Here is a 19,492-nt window from a genome sequence, read left to right on the forward strand (position 1 = left end):
CTGACCGGATAGGTCAGGTTCTTTCTCATTAATTTAAGTTAAGCCAAACGCTCTTCACTTCTGTATAGTTATTTAATGCATAAGATCCCATTTCACGACCAAGACCGGATTGTTTAAATCCTCCAAATGGAGATGCTGCATCAAAGACGTTATAACAGTTTACCCATACTGTACCAGCACGTACTTTACTTGCAACATAGTGTGCTGTTTTAACATTTTCTGTCCACACACCAGCTGCTAAGCCGAATTGTGATTTATTTGCACGTTCAATTACTTCATCAATATCGTTAAATGGTATTGCAGAAATAACTGGACCGAAAATTTCTTCTTTTGCGATCGTCATTTCATCATTTACGTCAGCGAATACTGTAGGAGAAACGAAGTAGCCTTGATCGAATGGATTACTTCCTCCGCATAGTACTTCAGCTCCTTCTTCAATCCCTTTTTCAATGTAGCCCATTACACGTTTTTGTTGTTCTTCAGAAACGAGAGGACCAATTGTTGTTTCGGGGTTAAGACCGACACCTTGATTTAGTTTTTTAGAATAGAGGACGAGATCAGCCATGACATTATCATACATTTTCTTCGGAACAAATAAGCGTGACCCAGCAGAGCATACTTGTCCTTGGTTAAACATAACACCAGAAAGTGCACCAGGAATCGCGCGAGATAAATCAGCATCTGGCAAGATGATATTTGGTGATTTACCGCCTAATTCAAGTGTAACGCGTTTTAATGATTCGGATGCTTGTCGCATAATTTGTTTACCGACAGGAGTAGAGCCGGTAAATGCAATTTTATCAACGAGTGGATGATTAACGAGAGCTTGTCCAGCTGATTCACCGAATCCAGGTACGATATTAATAACACCTTTCGGGAATCCAGCTTCTTCAATTAATTCAGCTAAGTATAGAGCAGATAGTGGAGTTTGTTCTGCAGGTTTTAAAACGATTGTACATCCTGTAGCAAGCGCTGCTCCCATTTTCCACATTGCCATAAGAAGCGGGAAGTTCCAAGGGATAATTTGACCAACGACACCAACAGCTTCATGGCGTGTATAGTTAAAGTAATCACCGGAAACAGGAATTGTTTGACCAACGATTTTCGTAGCCCATCCAGCGTAATAGCGCATATGCTCAATTGCAAGTGGTATGTCTGCTGCCATTGTTTCACGGATTGGTTTTCCGTTATCTAATGTTTCGAGCTGTGCAAGCTCTTCTTTATGTTCTTCCATTAGATCAGCTAACTTGTACATGAGACGGCTTCGCTCAGCAGTGCTCATACGAGACCAAGGACCTTCGTCAAAAGCCATACGAGCTGCGACTACAGCTTTATGAATATCTTCGCGACCAGCTTCAGAAACGACGGCAAGTGTTTCACCAGTTGCTGGGTTAGGTGTTTTAAATGTTTTACCGGAAGCGCTTTCAATGAAAGATCCATTCACATATAACTTTTTTGTACCTTGAAGAAACTTTTCTACCTTTTCATGAAGATTTACAGCTAGTTGACTCATTGTATAACCCCCTTGAAAATATAATGTAAACGCAGTACGAGACGGCGCTTATTCCGAAATCAAGGATGTGGAAACTAGATGGAAAGCCTCTAATTAAAATCATAATTAATAAATACTGAAAATTCAAATTTCATTTGTGTTACAATTGTAAAAAATATGTAATGTAAGAGAAGCTTCTATATGATTATAAAAAATCCTGCTTGTTTTTGCTTTCTAGTAGGAAAAACTAGAAGAACAATGGTACAATAATACATCGTGAGAGGAGGGGGAAAAATGAAAGATTATCATGATGATCCACGCTTTCGAATAGCCCATAGAGAAGCGTTAATTGGTCTTGGACTTGCTATTATTAATTTTATAATATGGTACGGATTTGCTTATGGGCTTGGTAGTAAAGATCCGAGTGAATATACATATGTATTAGGTTTTCCCGCATGGTTTTTTTATAGCTGTATCGTTGGATTTATCGTTATGGTTATTTTACTTAGTTTAGTTGTTCGTTTTGTATTTCAAGATATTTCACTCGATGAGGAAGAAAAAAGTGAGGAATAATAGATGAATTGGTATGTAATCATTCCAATGATAATTTCGTTTATCGTTGTATTTTTAATTGGTGTATATGCTTCAAGACGCGTGCAAGCAACAGCACATAATAAATTTTTACAAGAATATTTTCTTGGTGGGCGTGAGTTAGGCGGTTTATTATTAGCGATGACAATGATTGCTACGTACGGTAGTGCAAGTAGCTTTATTGGTGGTCCCGGTATTGCTTACAATATGGGGCTTGGATGGGTACTATTATCTGCGATTCAAGTTGTAACAGGATATATCGTTTTAACGGTTATCGGTAAAAAGTTTGCAATTATTGCTAGGAAGATGGAAGCAATTACTCTTATCGATTATTTAAAAGGGAGATACAATAATAAAGCAGTTGTTATACTCTCTGCGTTATGTATTATTATCTTTTTATTTTCAGCGACAGTAGCCCAGTGGGTCGGCGGTGGACGATTAATCGAGTCACTAACGGGTCTATCGTATACAACAGCACTATTTTTATTTACTTTTTCTGTACTTGTGTACGTATTAATTGGTGGATTTCGTGCAGTCGCGCTATCAGATACATTATTAGGAATCATTATGTTAGTTGGAACGACAATCATTTTAATTGCTACTGTCATTGCTGGTGGTGGAATTGAAAAGATTATGCAGGAACTTGTTCAAATTAATCCAAATTTAATTACACCATTCGGAGCAGATGGCAGTTTAACGAAATCATATGTTACATCATTTTGGATTTTAATTGGAATTGGCGTTGTAGGTTTACCGCAAATTAGCGTGCGTGCCATGTCTTATAAAAATTCAAAAGCTATGCACCAAGCTTTAATAATTGGAACAGTTGTCGTTGGTACAATTATGATTGGTATGCATTTAACAGGTGTATTTGCAAGAGTAGTACTTCCAGGTATAACGGTACCAGATAAAGTAATGCCGCTACTCGCGATGGAAGTGTTGCCACCTTGGTTAGCTGGAGTTTTCTTAGCTGCACCAATGGCGGCGATTATGTCTACAGTAAACTCTTTATTATTACTTGTAAGCTCGTCAATTATTAAAGATATATACGTAAATTACATAAATAAAGATGCAGCAGACAGTACGATAAAAAAAGGAAGTTTGTGGATTACTGGTATTGTAGGGCTACTCGTTTATGCAGCGGCGATTAAACCACCAGATTTTTTAATATGGCTAAATTTATTTTCTTTCGGTGGATTAGAAGCAGCATTCATTTGGCCAATCGTATTAGGGTTATATTGGAGAAAAGGAAATGCTACAGGAGCGCTTGCTTCCATTTTCGTTGGAGTAGGTTCATATATGTGTATTCATCTTTTCTATCCAAATCCGTTCGGTATACATACAGTTGTCTTCCCAATTTGTTTTGCGTTTATCGCTTATGTTATTGGAAGTATGAGTGCTGTAAAAAAAACAGTATAGGTTAGCTGAAGAACGTAGTCCTTATAAGACTGCGTTTTTTCGTATGAATTTGTTCTTTTTTATTCTGTATATCCACGTTTATTCATAAATTAATAACAACTGAGGGGATGGAGTTGAGGTCGATGAAAAAAGTGTTATTTTTAGGAGACCCAGGCATTGATGACTCTTTAGCAATTATGTATGGATTGTTGCATCCTGATATTGATATTGTTGGGGTAGTAACGGGATATGGAAATGTAACACAAGAAAAGGCGACAAGTAATGCCGCATATTTATTGCAAATGGCAGGACGGGAAGATATACCTGTTATTAATGGTGCGAAAATTCCTTTATCCGGAGATGTTACAACGTATTATCCAGAAATTCATGGGGCAGACGGTTTAGGGCCAATTAAACCTCCAAAAACTTTTTCGCCAAATATAAAGCCTTTTTGTGCATTTTTTGATCTTCTTGAAAAATATAAAGGGGAATTAATAATAGTCGATGCTGGTAGATCAACAACACTAGCGACGGCATTTATTTTAGAAAAGCCGATGATGAAGTATGTGAAAGAATATTATATAATGGGCGGTGCTTTCTTAATGCCTGGCAATGTAACACCAGTCGCAGAGGCGAATTTTCATGGTGATCCGATTGCGTCGCAATTAGTTATGCAAAATGCTAAAAATGTGACATTAGTACCACTTAACGTTACATCTGAAGCAATTATTACGCCGGAAATGGTAAAATATATTACGAAACACTCTAAAACGAGTTTTAATAAGTTAATCGAGCCGATATTTACGTATTATTATAAAGCTTATAGAAAGTTAAATCCGAAAATAAAAGGAAGCCCAGTACATGACGTCGTTACAATGATGGTTGCGGCAAATCCATCCCTTTTAGACTATGTATATCGTCGTGTCGATGTAGATACAGCTGGAATTGCAAAAGGAGAGAGTATTGCTGATTTTCGACCTCAACCTGATGCAAAAGCATTAAAAAATTGGGTGCGAATTGGTTGGTCGTTACATTATAAAAAGTTTCTTGAGGATTTTGTGAAATTTATGACGTAGACATAATAGGAGCATACAAGTTAAAATAATGGAGATGGTTATTTAAATGACCATCTCCATTATTTTGTTTTTTAATGATAAATAGAGAAGAGTTACACAATAGGAGAGGAATTTTACTTGAAAAAAACTATAGTATGCGCAGTAATTGTGGGTATTTTTGTTTTGCTAATATCGGGTAACTTTTTAGTGAAAAAAGTGTGGAGTTCAAATAATGATGATGCACAGTATATTGCATCTTTTATTGAAGAACATAAAGATGAAAAAAATAGTGCGCTTCTAGTAAAGAGAAATGATAAAGTTGTTTATTCTGTAAACCCAAATGTTGTATTGCCAGTTGCTAGTACGATGAAATTAATTGTGGCGCTTGAATATACGAAACAAGTTACTGAAGGGAAAATTGATTCGTCTAGTTTCGTGTCGATTAACGATGTGAATCGCTATTATGTGCCGAATACAGATGGTGGTGCACAAGATAGATGGCAAAAGTATTTGGAGAAGACGGGCAAGATAACTGAAGGAGCGGTTTCTTTAGAAGAAGTGGCAAAAGGAATGGTTAAGTTTAGTTCGAATGCAAATGCTGAATACTTAATGGAATTGTTAGGATTAGATAACATCAATCGAAATTTACAAAGTTTATCACTTCCTGCACATCAACCACTATTTCCAATCGTTTCATCTTTGTATATCCCAGGATATTTGCATAAAGAATTACATGTTCCAAAATATAAAATAGAGAAAAAGTTAAAAGAAATGTCTCAAGAGCAATATCGTGAATATTCGATGATTATTCATGAACGCTTAAAGAAGAAGGGACCATTATTACAGAAGGAAATTCCGCTTTATTTAGAGGAACGTTACGACAAAATTTGGTCAGATAGATTACCAGCAGCTTCTGCAAATGATTATATGGTATTACTTCAAAAGGCAAACCATAAAGGTGGCTTGACAGAAGCTGAAGAAAAAGTGTGGGCAAATATCGTTGAAACAGACATGAGTGCTAAGAAATACCGTAAAACATTTAGACATGCTGGACAAAAGAATGGTTACACACCATGGACGGTTACAAAAGCGGTTTACGCTATGGATAAACGTGGAAACTGTACAGAAATTGTGTTTTTGGCGAACAATTTAAATGAAGACGATAGTGCAGAAATACGGAAACATTTAGCAAACTTACATTTCCAAGTGTTGCAAAGCGATAAGTATGATGCGACTTTTATTAAATAAACTCGGTGCAGAGAGCACCGAGTTTATTTTTATGTACAGGCACTTTTTTTCTATCTCTGGGTATGATGGGTAGTAATACTTAGGCGAGAGGGGAAAAGGTGATGAAACAGAGTAAGGAAGAGTTTATAAAGAGTGAAGGCGCTGATTTCCCTGGAAAAACATATGTGGATTGTGTATTACAACATGTATTTGATTTTCAACGAAATTACTTATTGAAAGATATGTTTCAAGTGCATAAAGCACACATTACGATGCTGACTGAAGAAAGTTTAATGAAAATAGAAGAAGCTAAAGTTATATTAAACGCACTTAGAAAAGTAGAGCGAATACCAAAAGGTAAATTGGTATATACAGAGCAGCATGAAGACCTCTTTTTTTTAATCGAACATTTAATTTCTCAAGAAGCGAAATGCGATTTTGTAAGTAATATGCATATTGGTAGAAGTAGAAATGATATGGGTGTAACGATGTATCGCATGAGTTTAAGGCGGTATATATTACGATTAATGGAACATCATTTGCTATTGCAAGAAAGTGTACTGCAACTTGCTGATGATCATAAGGAAACGATCATGCCAGCTTATACACATACACAACCGGCACAGCCAACAACATTTGGTCATTATACTTTAGCAATTTACGATACGATGCAAAGAGATTTAGAACGAATGAAAAAAACGTACCAGCTTTTAAATCAGTCTCCAATGGGGGCAGCTGCACTCTCTACAACAAGTTTCCCGATTAAACGAGAACGAGTTGCTCATCTACTTGGATTTACAACTGTAATTGAGAACTCATATGATGCTGTTGCCGGAGCGGATTATTTATTAGAAGTTAGCTCGCTACTTATGGTAATGATGACGAATACGAGTAGATGGATTCATGACTTTTTGTTGTTAGCAACGAAAGAATATGACGGTATTACTGTTGCAAAGCCATATGTACAAATCAGTAGTATAATGCCGCAAAAACGAAATCCGGTTTCAATTGAACACGCTCGTGCAATTACGAGTAGTGCTTTAGGAGAATCATTTACAGTATTTCAAATGATTCATAATACACCATTTGGTGATATTGTCGATACGGAAGATGACTTGCAGCCATATTTATATAAAGGAATTGAAAAGGCAATTCGTGTTTTTTGTATGATGAATGCAGTGATCCGAACGATGAAAGTAGAAGAAGAAACGTTAAAAAGTCGTTCCTATAAACATGCAATAACGATAACGGATTTCGCCGATGTTTTAACAAAAAACTATGAAATTCCATTTCGGCATGCTCATCATGCAGCAAGTGCTATTGCAAATATGTCATTGGAGCAGAAAAAAGAACTACATGAATTACACTTCAAAGAGATAAATATGTACTTGCAAGAACATTTTAAAATAAATTTATTAGAAAAAGAGTGGAAAGAAATTATATCGCCAGAAGCTTTTATTCAAAAAAGAAATGTATACGGTGGACCGAGTAAAAAAGAAATGAATCGTATGATTAAAAATCGAAAAGAGTCATTTCGAAAAGAAGAAGATGTATTTGAAAAGGAAAGACAGAGAATTTTACAAGCTGAAAATGCTTTAAATACATTAGTTTTGAATATTATTGAATCGTAAAAGAGGGATTTAATGAATTAATCGCCAATACTTAATTAAAATATAAATAGAGAGAAGAGATTGTCGATGATTCAATTACATGTATATGAAGAGATTTTCATTTTAAAGAAGATGTTACACCATTTCTAGAAAAGAATGAGCAGGAAAACAATCTCATATTAGGTGTATTACAAATGATCCAACAACCAATATTTATGGGGATAGCGAAACAAGGAGAAGAGATTGCGGTTGTATTTCTGCAAACAGAAGAGAAGAAACAAATCATTGTTGCAACTTCTGAAATTTCGGGAGTAGCTATTGAGGAACTTGCAAAAGAGTTAACGAAAGTATATCCAGATATTCCTGGATTGATCGGTAATAAGAAAATTGTACAGAAATTAGCGGAAGAGATTGCGGTATTAGAAAATAAGAAAATGAATGTTGCAATGGAGCAAGGTGTGTATGAGCTGAACAGAGTAAAGAAGAAGTGTAATGCGAACGGACTTTTCCGGGCGGTAAATAATGATGAATTACCATTAATAGAACAGTGGATATATCAATTTTGTGAAGACGTAAAGCTTCCTACTACGAAAGAAGAAGCAAAACAAACTGCGCATACATTAATAACTACAAATCGACTGTTTGGTTTGGAAGTAGATAGGAAACTTGTTTCTGTAGCTGCAAAAACGAGACCAACTAAAAATAATATAACAGTTAATTTCGTATACACGCCGAAAGAAGCAAGGAAAAAGGGATACGCATCTAATTGTGTAGCGGCACTTAGTCAACGTATGTTAGATGAAGGGTACAAGACGACTACGTTATATACTGATTTAGCGAATCCGATATCGAATAAAATTTATCAAGAAATTGGTTATGAGAAAATTGCGGAGTCTGTGCTTATATTTTTAGAGAAGTAAAACAAAAAGGTGTGCTATTTTAGCACACCTTTTTGTTATTCATCAATTCTAATAATCTCGCCTTGAGGGAAGTCCTCAGTTTCTAGTAAGTTACGAATAGCTTTCGCAACATATTCAGGTGATAATAGTTTTCCTTCTTCTTTTAATGCAATGAAGCGGTCCAAGTTTATGAAATCTTCTTTATTTGTTTCACGAATTTGTGATTGCATATTAGTATCAACAACACCAGGTGCAAAAGCGACGATTTTTACTGGATATTCTTTTTCTACTTCTTCAGTTGCTACGCACTGTGTAAACATATTTACACCAGCTTTCGTTGTACAATAAGCGCCCCAGCCAAAGTAAGGATTTTTTCCTGCACCAGATGAAATGTTAATAACGCGTTTATCTACTTTCCAGTCTTTCGTATGTTTCATAAATGTAGATGTAAGAATCATAGGTGCAAGTAAATTAATGTGAACGTTCGTAATGAATTGTTCGCTTTCAGCTTTTTCGATTGGCTTCATAGGTGCAACTGTACCCGCATTATTAATTAAATGAATAGAGAATACATTGTCTTTTTTAATAGATGAAATGATCTCTTTAAAGTTAGTTTCTAAGTTATGTACATCTTGAAGATCTAGGGAATGAAAAATGCAATTGCTGTTATATTGTTCTGCAAGTTTCGTAAGCTCTTTATTTTCTCTTCTAGAAATAGAGATGACAGTTGTATTTTTTTCTAATAATTGCGTAGCGATTGCCTCACCTAAACCTTGTGAAGTTCCTGTTATGATAACGTAGCGCATAGTTTTATAAACCCCTCTCATATGTGCGGAATTTTGTTGGACAACGTACATTGTATAGTTTGTCTACATTTTATAGTATAGAGCACTTTTTACTATAATTGAAATGAGATGATTGTGTGCCTTTTATAAATAGGTTTACGACAACAGTACCTGGTGCCGTCACGTTTACTGGGAATACGCTGGGACTTAGCCCTACATCACCTGCACCAGGTAATATTTTTGGTACACTTGCTGTGTTTACGACAGTAAATACAGCATTGCAAGTACCAGGGTTCCCAGCAGGGACAACAGATGAATGGCAATTGAATTCTTCAAGTGCAATTTTAAATCTTCCAGCGGGAAGCAGTGTATTATATGCAGAATTAGTTTGGGCTGGTACTTTCCGGACTGATACGGAAGATGTGTTACCATTTTTAAATGATAACATTACATTTACAACGCCAGCAGGGACGTTTTCTGTTACGCCAGATCCTGCTACCGCGCAGCAAGGTTCAGTAGGAAATCAGTTTTATTATGCTCGCTCTGCCAATGTAACAAATCTTGTTAGTGCAGGTGGAGCAGGCACATATACAACGGGTGCTGTGCCAGCTGCAAGAACTTCAGCCGACCCGACAATCAGTCGTTCAGCTGGATGGACGCTTGAGGTTGTGTATCAAAATGCAAGTTTACCACTTCGAAATTTGTCAGTATATGCAGGTCAAGAAATTATCGATGCTTCATCCCCGCCAGTTGATGCTACAATTTCAGGTTTTGCTACGCCGGCAACAGGAGCTGTTACAGGAAGAGTGCTCGTAACTGCTCAAGAAGGTGATTCTAACATTGTTGGAGATCAACTTCGCTTTGGGCCGAATGCAAATGCTACAGTTGCATTATTCGGACCGAGAAATCCTGCGAATAATTTCTTTCAGTCACAAATTTGTAATGATAGTGGAAATTTAGATACGAGCGGCACGTTTGGAGATTTGAATCAGCCGTTAGGGGTAGCTTTGGCCGTCCGAAGACAAGGGTGGGATATTACGAATGTAGATGCCTCCTCATCTTTAGTAAACAGTCAAACATCAGCAACGGTTCGATTTGTTACAAATGGAGATGGATACGCAGCAGCTGGTTTTGGTGTTCAAATTGATGCAACAGGTCCAATTATTAATCCTGTTAAATCAGTTAATAGAACAGTCGCGGGGGTAGGGGATACTCTCACTTATACAATTACGGTCCCAAATACAGGAACAGGAAGTGCAGAAAACGTTGTATTACGTGATAGTATTCCGAACGGAACGACGTTTGTTGCAGGTAGTGTTACGGTAGGGGGAGTAACACAGCCGAATGCAAACCCTGCTAATGGAATTAATTTAGGTACAATCCCAAATAACACGCAAAGAATTGTTACATTTCAAGTTCGAATAACATCATTCCCGAATCCCAATCCTATTTTAAATCGTGCAATGGTGTCATATCAATTCCGTCCCTTCGTTGGTAGTCCTCCTATTACAAGTACGTCTTCTTCAAACACAGTACAAACGACAGTGAACCAAGCAACTATTAGTATGCAAAAATCTGTAGATTTACAGACGGCAACACTTAATGATGTATTAACGTACACAGTTAATGTCACAAATAATGGAAACGTCACTGCGAACAATGTTATTTTTGTTGATAGTATCCCTGCTGGAACAACATTTGTCGCAAATAGCGTTACGGTAAATGGGGTAGCGCGTCCAGGAGCGAATCCAGCAAGTAGTATTAATCTTGGAAGTATTAATGCATCGCAAACGACTGTAGTGCGCTTTCAAGTTCGAGTAACATCGAACCCTCTTGTCAATCCAATTCCAAACCGTGCGAGTGTAACATTTAACTTTACTCCAGTGCCTGGTCAACAACCAGTTTCAGGGCAAGCGACAAGTAATACTGTAGTTACGACAATTAATATAGCTGATATAACAACGAGAAAAACAGTGGATAAAGCTTTTGCAACGGTTAACGACGTTCTTACGTACACGGTAACAATTCAAAATACAGGAAATGTACTTGCAACGAACGTTATTTTTCAAGATCCGATCCCAATTGGAACGACATTTATCGCAAATAGTGTGACTGTGGATGGGGTTTCACAACCTGGGGTAAATCCAGCGACTGGGTTTACAGTAGCTAATATATCTCCTGGCGGAAGTAGGACTGTTACATTTCAAGTACGAGTAACATCTACACCATCGGGAGGTACGATTGCGAATCGCGGAAATGTATCTGCTAATTTCGTCGTTATTCCGAATCAGCCACCGATAACAATTAATAGACAAACGAATACAGTTGTGACACAAGTTAATACAGGCGGTTTAAATGTAATAAAAGAAGTAAATACAACGCAAGCGGCGGTAGGGGATACTTTAACGTACACAATTGCCGTCCAAAATACAGGGAATGTTCCGTTAACAAATGTATTTTTCCAAGACCCTATTTCTTCTGCTGTTTCATTTGTTGCAAATTCTGTAACAATTAATGGAGTACAGCAAAGTGGACTAAATCCGAATACAGGATTCTCTCTTCCGAATATTCCTGCGGCTCAAACGGTTGTAGTCACATTTGACGTAGTAATTGTACAGAATCCAGAAAATGAAGATATTTTAAATCAAGCAAATGTAACAGCAAGCTTTCAAGTGAATCCGAATGAACCACCAGTAACAATCAATGTACCGAGTAATGTTGTGAATACGACAGTACAATCAGGAAACTTTGAAGTTGTGAAAGCAGTCAATACGGATGTTGCAACAGTAGGGGATATTTTAGTATATACAATAGAAGTCATAAATGCAGGTAGTGTACCAGCTACGAATGTATTTTTCCAAGATTCAATTCCCCAAGGGACATTATTTATTGAAAATAGTGTAGTTGTGAATGGTGTTTTACAAGAAGGGGCAGATCCAGAACTTGGATTCCCATTAAATAATTTGCCTACTGGCGCCAGTGTTATTGTTACATTTGAAGTATTAATTGATGAAATTCCCCAAGGAAATAATGTTGTAAATAATGCGAATGTAACTGGAGATTTCCTTGTAAATCCAACAGAGCCGCCGATTACTGTAACAGTACCAAGTAATACTGTTATGACGATCGTGAATTCTTCAGGGTTAAATGTAATGAAAAGTGTAAGTGCTACTGAAGCCGGTGTAGGAGATACGTTAACGTATACAGTTCGTATACAAAATAGTGGAACGGTGACAGCGACAAATGTATCATTCCTTGATCCGATTCCAGTTGGAACCACTTTTGTAGCGAATAGTGTAACAATAAACGGGACACCTCAACCAGGTTTAAACCCGACAACTGGATTTCCACTTGCTAATATTCCAGTAGGAGGTATGGTGACGGTCACTTTTCAAGTGACAATCACGAGTGTACCACCAAATAGAGTTCTTCCGAATAATGCGAATGTCACTGCTGATTTCCAAGTAAGTCCTCTCCAGCCACCAATTACAATTGTAACGATTAGTAATATTGTTGTGACGCGAGTGAATGTAGGATCACTTAATGTAATGAAGAGTGTAAATACACCACAAGCCGGTGTAGGAGATACGTTAACGTATACGATTCTTATTCAAAATACAGGAACTGTTCCTGCAACGAATATTGTTTTTCAAGATCCAATTCCGTCTGGTACTGCCTTTGTAGCAAATAGTGTGACGATAAATGGAGTCGTACAGCAAGGCGCGGATCCTATGCTAGGTTTCCCGGTACCAAATATTCCGGTCGGGCAAACGGCTACGATTACGTTTCAAGTTACAGTGACGAGTGTTCCGAGCGGTGGAAATATAAGAAACCAATCGAACGTTACTGCAAGTTTTCTTATAAATCCAGCAAACCCTCCAATAACGACTGTTACAAATAGTAATTTTGTAGTGACGCAAGTAAACACAGCACAGTTAAATATACAAAAATCTTCATCTGTACAACAAGCAGCACTTGGAGAAACTTACACGTATTCTGTTGTCATTCGAAATAACGGTACAGTAACAGCAACGAATGTCTCTTTCCTTGATCCAATTGCTTTAGAAACAACTTTTGTAGCAAATAGTGTAACGATAAATGGAACGCCACAACCTGGATTTGACCCAAATGTTGGTTTCCCGCTTCCTAATATTGCAGCTGGAACATCATTGACAGTAACGTTCCAAGTTACGGTAGTTGCACCGTCTACACGTGGAGCAGTATTAAATACAGCATCTGCTACAGCCACTTTCTTATTAAATCCTTTACAGCCACCTGTAACAACAACGAATTCAAGTAATACAACGGTAGTTACAATACCGTTACCTCCTCCTGGTGAAGTAACTGCAACAAAAACAGTTGATGTTGCAACTGGGGCCGTTGGGGATGTATTAACGTATACTGTGCTCATTTCAAACGTAGGAATTATCCCTGTTACAGATGTGTTCTTCCAAGATGTCATACCAGAAGGAACGACGTTTGTTGACAATAGTGTAACGATAGGTGGAGTGCAGCAACTTGGTTTAAATCCAGAAATAGGATTTACAGTTACTCCATTATTAATCGCTGGTGGAAGTATTGAGGTCACATTCCAAGTGACGATTACAGAAATTCCAGATAATGAAGTCATATTAAATGATGCAGATGTTACATTTACTTCACAACCAAATCCGCAGGAACCACCGATTACGGAAACGATATTAACAAATTTAGTCGTTACGACAATTAATATAGCGTTTATTTTTCCATTGAAACTAGTAGATAAAGAAGTAGCGACGGTAGGAGAAATATTAACGTATGATGTATTGATTTTTAATTTCGGAACAGTGCCAGCGACGAATGTTCAATTTATCGATACTACTTCCGCGGGTGTAGCATTTGTACCAGGAAGTGTGAGCATAAACGGGGTACCAGCACCAGGATTAGATCCTTTCATTGGTTTTACAGTTCCAGATATACCTGTCGATGATTTTGTACTTGTCACATATCAGGAAGTGGTTACAAGCATACCAGAAGGTGGAACGATTGTTAATTTTGTAGACGTTACAGCTACATTTGCTGTAAGTGAAACAGAACCGCCTATTACGGAAACAACGACAAGTAATACGACATTAACAGAAATCAATGAGCCTGGTTTGAATGTTTTAAAATCAGTGAGTCAGCCGGTTGTTGCAGTAGGCGATACAATCACATATACAACAGTAGTTCAAAATACAGGAACAGTGCCAGCAACGAATGTTCAATATAGTGATGTATTACCTTCCTCTATAGCATTCGTGCCGAACAGTGTAACGATAGATGGTGTGTTACAACCTGGATTCAATCCGAATAACGGATTCCCGCTTCCAGATATAAATCCAGGTGAAAGTGTAGAAGTCATCTTCCAAGTAACCGTTGTTAGTGCGCCATCAAACGGAACAATTGCCAATACGGCAAATGTAACTGGAAGTTTTGTATTAGTACCAGGAGAACCACCAGTTATAGTAACAGAGCCGAGCAATACAACACTTACAACTGTAAATAGAGGGCAATTTAATGTTATTAAACAAGTAAATAGGGTTGCTACTCTCGTTGGAGATATATTAACGTATACGGTTCAAATAACAAATACAGGAACAGTAACAGCTAATGCTGTTCAGTTTGTTGATACCATTTCAGCAGGAGCGTCATTTGTACCAAATAGTGTAACGATAAATGGAGCCCCGCAACCAAACTTAAATCCGATTACTGGATTTGGAGTTGGAGATATCCCAGTTGGTGAAACAGTTATAGTGACGTTTCAAGCGACAGTTACAAACATCCCGTCATCAGGAACAATTACGAACGTTGCAAATATAACAGGAAGCTTTACTTTAGTGCCAGGAGAACCACCAGTTGTAGTAACAGAGCCGAGTAATACGACGATAACTAGAGTGAATAGAGGACGATTCAGCGTTATAAAATCTGTAAATAAAGAAGCGACACGATTAGGAGATACGTTAACGTATAGTGTGCAAGTTACAAATACGGGAACGGTAACAGCAACGAATGTTCAGTTTATCGATGTTCCATCACCTAGTTTAGAATTCGTTCCTGGAAGTGTACAAATAAATGGGATTCCGCAAGTAGGTTTAGATCCATTTGTAGGCTTTGCATTGCCTGATCTTGCAGTAGGGGATAGTGTATTAATTACATTTGAAGTAAATGTAATCGCAGTTCCGCCTTCTAGTAGCATTATGAATACAGCAAGAGTAACGGGTGATTTCGAATTGATTCCAGGAGAACCTCCGTCTACAATTACAAATTCAAGTAATACGACGGTTACGCCGGTAAATAGAGGCAGCTTAGATATGCTAAAAGAAGTAGACCATTCAGTTGTTGGTGTAGGAGAAACGGTAACGTATACTGTTCGTATATTAAATACTGGTACTGCTGATGCAATGAATGTTCAATTTATCGATGTGCTATCTCAGGAAGCTGATTTCGTTCCAAATAGTGTAACGATAAATGGGATTCCGCAACCGGGGTTAAATCCGCAGATTGGATTTACGATACCTGATATACCAGTTGGTGAGACGGCACTTGTAACATATGAAGCTACGATTACAAGTTTTCCGGATGGTGGTACAGTAGTGAATGTTGCTGGGGCGTTAGCAGAATATATTTTAGTACCAGGGGAGCCGCCAGTTACAGTGATGGATACAAGCAATACAGTTATAGTGACGGTAAATACTGCAATCTTATTTGTTGCAAAAGGAGCAAACTTTGAAGTAGCAATGATAGGGGATGTTGTCACTTACGGAATCGCTGTTATAAATGATAGTACAGTTCCTGTGACCAATATTGTGTTAACAGATATCATTGATCCGAATACGCTATTTATAAATGGTACGGTAACGGTAAATGATGTACCTCTTCCATTTGCTAATCCGAATACTGGTATTCCGTTAGGTGATTTTCAGCCAAATGATGCAGCAATTATTAATTTCCAAGTTGTAATAATAGGAGGGCAAGTAAATAATTTAGTTACAAATACTGCTACAGCGAATGGGCTTGCAACTGTAAATCCGAATGAGCCGCCAGTAGTAGTTGAAGGTGATAGTAATACAGTTGTTATCCCGTTTATTCCTCAAAATGTCTCAACGACAGTCGTAAAAACGGCAGATTTACAGGTAGCAACAATTGGAGATGTCATTACGTTTACGACAGTCATCACAAATACGGGTGATACTGTAATGCAAAATATTCGTTTTCAAGATATGTTAGATAGTAGTGTTCGATTTGTTCCTGGAAGTGTAACGGTTGATAATACGCCAGTGCCGAATGTAAGCCCGGCAGTAGGGTTTCTTATCGGAAGTTTAAATCCTGGTGAAGCAAGGACAGTTTCGTTCCAAGTAGCAGTACAGAGCGCGCCAAATGGTTCAGGAAATTATATAAATCAAGCGAGTATTCGTTTTGAACATCAAGTAGGCACAGTATTGCCACCTGTTACACAAATAGTAGAAAGTAACATAGTTGTCATTCCATTTGTTCCAACGATTGAACAAATTTGCGAAACAAACTTTAATTGCTTAGATAAGATTCCATTTCAATGTTCTCCGTGTAATCATTTGCATGGACATAAAAAATAAAAACAGAAAGAGCATCCTGAAAAATAATTGGATGCTCTTTTTGTTTTAATCATATAGATTCATTTTCGGGCGAGGTGAAAAATTCGTCGATTTTGTCGGAGAGTAGTAATGGAATGGCTCCTTTTATAACAGAAATGTCCCAGTCCCACCATGCGAGATTCTCTAGTTTGTCAATCGTTTCTTGTGGGAAACGATATCGAACAAATTTTGCAGGATTACCAGCTACAATTGCATACGGGGGTACGTCTTTTGTAACAACGCTCCTGGCGCCGATAATGGCCCCGTTACCAATTGTAACGCCAGATAAAATACAGGATTGATAACCAATCCATACATCATTGCCGACTACGATATCACCTTTTGAAGAAGGGTGACCAGTAATATGTGCTCCTTCATCAAAAAGTGCATTAAATGGATAAGTCGTTATCCAGTCTGCGCGATGTTCACCGCCAAGTATGAAAACGACTTCTTCTGCTAATGAACAAAACTTACCTATTTTTAATTTTGTTTCATCGTTCCAAGAAAAAATGGTTGGCCCTACTTTACTATAAGTATAATCACCAATATCATATTTATTATATTCAGGTTTTTGATTTAAATATAACATGCTTCTTCAGCCTCCTTTCTCAATTAAGCGATACGTATGGAATATTATATGCAAGATGTAGTAATGTGAACTGTATTAATAGGTGAAATGAACAAAAGGGAGTGGGATGTATGCGATACGAAATGGGTTTATATAATAAACCGTTTCAGTCAATTCAATCAGGAAAAAAAGTATATGAAGTACGCCTATACGATAAAAAACGTCAACTAATAAACAAAGGTGATGAAATCGTATTTACGAATCTTACGACAACAGAAATGATGACGGTAAAAGTAACGGAAATAAAGCGATACGAGAGCTTTAAATCTATGTATGAACAAATTGATAAAAAATTATTGGATTGTGAAAATGATAGTTTAGAGGAAATGTTAGAAAGTACATACAAAATATATACGAAAGAACAAGAAAAAGAGTGGGGAACAGTCGCGATTCGTATTGAGGAAATAAAATGATAAGAAATCGCGGGGCGGCTATTATTGTACAGGAAGGGAAAATCGCTCTTATAAAACGTATTCGAGAAGAGGAAATATATTATGTTTTTCCTGGCGGAGGGATTGAGGAAGGTGAAACGCCTGAAGAGGCAACGAAAAGAGAGGTATACGAAGAATTAGGGCTACATATAAAAGTGAAGCACCTTATTGCAAAGGTAAAATATAAAGGAAATGAATATTATTATGGTGCCTATATTACAGGTGGAGTGTTCGGAAGTGGAACAGCTGAGGAATTTCAGCGGGAAGGTAAAGGAAGTTATATTCCGTTATGGCTACCGATAAACGAGTTGGAAAAAGTGAATATAAAACCTTATGAAGTGGTCGGAAATATATTTAATCATTATAAAATATAACGTCTGACAACATACAAAAAAAACCATTGACATAGGCTTCTGATTTAAGTATTGTATTCGAGTATGTTTATAATCAGGAGGTTTATATGAGCAATCAAACTACTACACATCATGTGAAAATGACAACAGCGGATCCATCTGGAATTGGTCTATTTGGATTAGCGATGGTAACACTTGTAGCATCATCTCAAAAGTTAGGCTTAACAGATGGCGTTTCACTTGTATTACCATGGGCAATCTTTTTAGGAGGATTTGCACAAATCTTTGCTTGCATTCACGATGCAAAGCATAACAATACATTCGGTACGACAGCATTTGGTGCGTACGGCCTATTTTGGTTAGGTGTTGGAATGACTTGGTTAATTCAACTTGGAGTATTTGGCGAAAAATTAGCACAAGCTGCAGATTCAAAACAGCTTGGTGTAGCCTTTATCGGATATTTGATTTTCACAATCTTTATGACGATTGGTGCAATGGAAACACATAAAGTATTATTTATGATCTTCGTCCTTATTGATTTCTTATTTATTGGTCTTTCATTAAGTACTTTAGGTGTTATGCCGCACGCAATGCATAATTTAGCAGCATATTCTGAACTTCTTATTTCATTATTATCTTTCTATGGTTCAGCAGCAGCAGTGTTAAACACACACTTCGGAAAAGTTGTTTTACCAGTAGGGAAGCCTTTTGGTATTTTTAAAAAGTAATAAAAAAGCACAGATGATTGTATAGTCATCTGTGCTTTTTTTTATTCCTCTATTTGTGGGCTGTCTGAAAAATCCTGATTGGTGAGGGCTCATTAAAGTTTCACTTTATTTGAAATAAGTAATGTGAAATGTAAATAAAAGTAGAAAAAAATCAATTGAAATTGATTCTCATTATTAATATAATGAGAATGAGAATCATTTATTGTTAGAGGGGGATGCCAAAGTGGCAAAAATTTTAATAGCTTATGCAAGTATGTCAGGAAATACAGAGAGTATTGCTGATTTAATTAAAGTTAGTTTAGATGCTTTTGATCATGAAGTAGTATTGCAAGAGATGGAAGGCATGGATGCTGAAGAATTATTAGCTTATGATGGAATCATTTTAGGATCTTATACGTGGGGCGATGGTGAATTACCATTTGAAGCGGAAGATTTTCATGAGGACTTAGAAAATATAGATTTAGCTGGGAAAAAGGTAGCGGTATTCGGATCAGGTGATACGGCGTATGAACTGTTTTGTGAAGCGGTAACGATATTTGAAGAACGCCTTGTAGAACGAGGTGCAGAGCTTGTACAAGAAGGGCTGAAAATTGAATTAGCTCCAGAAGATCAAGAGGATGTTGAAAAATGCAGTAATTTTGCAATTGCATTTGCTGAGAAGTTCTAA

The 19,492-nt window shown here is 37.2% G+C and carries 13 protein-coding genes and 1 pseudogene; 11 read left to right on the forward strand and 3 right to left on the reverse strand.

The annotated features are described in order from the left end of the window. Positions 1-28 precede the first annotated feature (28 nt). Positions 29-1,513, reverse strand: a complete 1,485-nt coding sequence (gene dhaS / locus H6481_RS15810) for an aldehyde dehydrogenase DhaS (RefSeq protein ID WP_000080279.1) — start codon at positions 1,511-1,513, stop codon at positions 29-31. Positions 1,514-1,786: 273 nt separating this feature from the next. Here dhaS and H6481_RS15815 point away from each other — a divergent pair, with 273 nt between their 5' ends. The 6 genes and pseudogenes from H6481_RS15815 to H6481_RS15840 all read left to right on the forward strand — a co-directional run bounded on the left by H6481_RS15815 (position 1,787) and on the right by H6481_RS15840 (position 8,293). Next, the gene (locus H6481_RS15815) at positions 1,787-2,065 is read left to right on the forward strand and encodes a YhdT family protein (RefSeq protein WP_000656237.1); all 279 of its coding nucleotides are present in this window, start codon (positions 1,787-1,789) and stop codon (positions 2,063-2,065) included. 3 nt (positions 2,066-2,068) lie between these two features. Then, the gene (panF, locus tag H6481_RS15820) at positions 2,069-3,502 is read left to right on the forward strand and encodes a sodium/pantothenate symporter (protein WP_001104824.1); all 1,434 of its coding nucleotides are present in this window, start codon (positions 2,069-2,071) and stop codon (positions 3,500-3,502) included. 122 nt (positions 3,503-3,624) lie between these two features. Further along, the gene (locus tag H6481_RS15825) at positions 3,625-4,557 is read left to right on the forward strand and encodes a nucleoside hydrolase (RefSeq protein WP_000756465.1); all 933 of its coding nucleotides are present in this window, start codon (positions 3,625-3,627) and stop codon (positions 4,555-4,557) included. Positions 4,558-4,674: 117 nt separating this feature from the next. Continuing rightward, positions 4,675-5,784 (forward strand): serine hydrolase, encoded by a 1,110-nt coding sequence (locus tag H6481_RS15830; RefSeq protein WP_000751368.1) that lies wholly within the window; start codon positions 4,675-4,677, stop codon positions 5,782-5,784. Positions 5,785-5,885: 101 nt separating this feature from the next. After that, positions 5,886-7,394 (forward strand): argininosuccinate lyase, encoded by a 1,509-nt coding sequence (argH, locus tag H6481_RS15835; protein WP_023522691.1) that lies wholly within the window; start codon positions 5,886-5,888, stop codon positions 7,392-7,394. Between the two features lie 66 nt (positions 7,395-7,460). After that, positions 7,461-8,293: pseudogene (locus H6481_RS15840) on the forward strand (GNAT family N-acetyltransferase). Positions 8,294-8,328: 35 nt separating this feature from the next. On the opposite strand, the gene H6481_RS15845 reads toward H6481_RS15840, so the two are convergent. Beyond that, on the reverse strand, positions 8,329-9,078 hold the full coding sequence (locus H6481_RS15845; RefSeq protein ID WP_063548294.1) for a (S)-benzoin forming benzil reductase: 750 nt from the start codon (positions 9,076-9,078) through the stop codon (positions 8,329-8,331). Positions 9,079-9,194: 116 nt separating this feature from the next. Here H6481_RS15845 and H6481_RS15850 point away from each other — a divergent pair, with 116 nt between their 5' ends. Then, positions 9,195-16,667 carry a DUF11 domain-containing protein gene (locus tag H6481_RS15850; RefSeq protein WP_182812285.1) on the forward strand — a complete coding sequence of 2,491 codons (7,473 nt, stop codon included), beginning with the start codon at positions 9,195-9,197 and terminating at the stop codon, positions 16,665-16,667. A 49-nt stretch (positions 16,668-16,716) separates the two neighbouring features. Here the strand turns inward: H6481_RS15850 and H6481_RS15855 are convergent, their stop codons facing one another. Then, positions 16,717-17,274: a CatB-related O-acetyltransferase gene (locus tag H6481_RS15855; RefSeq protein WP_000966308.1), complete on the reverse strand. Its 558-nt coding sequence runs from the start codon at positions 17,272-17,274 to the stop codon at positions 16,717-16,719. A gap of 110 nt (positions 17,275-17,384) precedes the next feature. Here H6481_RS15855 and H6481_RS15860 point away from each other — a divergent pair, with 110 nt between their 5' ends. The 4 genes from H6481_RS15860 to H6481_RS15875 all read left to right on the forward strand — a co-directional run bounded on the left by H6481_RS15860 (position 17,385) and on the right by H6481_RS15875 (position 19,492). Then, positions 17,385-17,726, forward strand: a complete 342-nt coding sequence (locus H6481_RS15860; protein ID WP_001268365.1) for an ASCH domain-containing protein — start codon at positions 17,385-17,387, stop codon at positions 17,724-17,726. After that, on the forward strand, positions 17,723-18,118 hold the full coding sequence (locus tag H6481_RS15865; protein WP_000620821.1) for an NUDIX domain-containing protein: 396 nt from the start codon (positions 17,723-17,725) through the stop codon (positions 18,116-18,118). The genes H6481_RS15860 and H6481_RS15865 overlap by 4 nt, the downstream gene beginning before the upstream one ends. A gap of 86 nt (positions 18,119-18,204) precedes the next feature. Next, positions 18,205-18,825 carry a GPR1/FUN34/YaaH family transporter gene (locus H6481_RS15870; RefSeq protein ID WP_000070938.1) on the forward strand — a complete coding sequence of 207 codons (621 nt, stop codon included), beginning with the start codon at positions 18,205-18,207 and terminating at the stop codon, positions 18,823-18,825. Between the two features lie 223 nt (positions 18,826-19,048). Continuing rightward, entirely contained in the window at positions 19,049-19,492 is a 444-nt protein-coding gene (locus tag H6481_RS15875; protein WP_001062759.1) for a flavodoxin, read from the forward strand.

Source organism: Bacillus sp. ME78 (genome assembly GCF_903970865.1).
Taxonomy (GTDB): Bacteria; Bacillota; Bacilli; order Bacillales; family Bacillaceae_G; genus Bacillus_A; species Bacillus_A cereus.

Excerpts from the sequence above, each read along its gene's own strand:
- H6481_RS15865 (WP_000620821.1), top strand. The coding sequence starts at position 17,723 with ATGATAAGAAATCGCGGGGCGGCTATTATTGTACAGGAAGGGAAAATC.
- H6481_RS15825 (WP_000756465.1), top strand. The coding sequence starts at position 3,625 with ATGAAAAAAGTGTTATTTTTAGGAGACCCAGGCATTGATGACTCTTTA.
- H6481_RS15815 (WP_000656237.1), top strand. The coding sequence starts at position 1,787 with ATGAAAGATTATCATGATGATCCACGCTTTCGAATAGCCCATAGAGAA.
- panF (WP_001104824.1), top strand. The coding sequence starts at position 2,069 with ATGAATTGGTATGTAATCATTCCAATGATAATTTCGTTTATCGTTGTA.
- H6481_RS15855 (WP_000966308.1), bottom strand. The coding sequence starts at position 17,274 with ATGTTATATTTAAATCAAAAACCTGAATATAATAAATATGATATTGGT.
- H6481_RS15860 (WP_001268365.1), top strand. The coding sequence starts at position 17,385 with ATGCGATACGAAATGGGTTTATATAATAAACCGTTTCAGTCAATTCAA.
- dhaS (WP_000080279.1), bottom strand. The coding sequence starts at position 1,513 with ATGAGTCAACTAGCTGTAAATCTTCATGAAAAGGTAGAAAAGTTTCTT.
- argH (WP_023522691.1), top strand. The coding sequence starts at position 5,886 with ATGAAACAGAGTAAGGAAGAGTTTATAAAGAGTGAAGGCGCTGATTTC.
- H6481_RS15870 (WP_000070938.1), top strand. The coding sequence starts at position 18,205 with ATGAGCAATCAAACTACTACACATCATGTGAAAATGACAACAGCGGAT.
- H6481_RS15845 (WP_063548294.1), bottom strand. The coding sequence starts at position 9,078 with ATGCGCTACGTTATCATAACAGGAACTTCACAAGGTTTAGGTGAGGCA.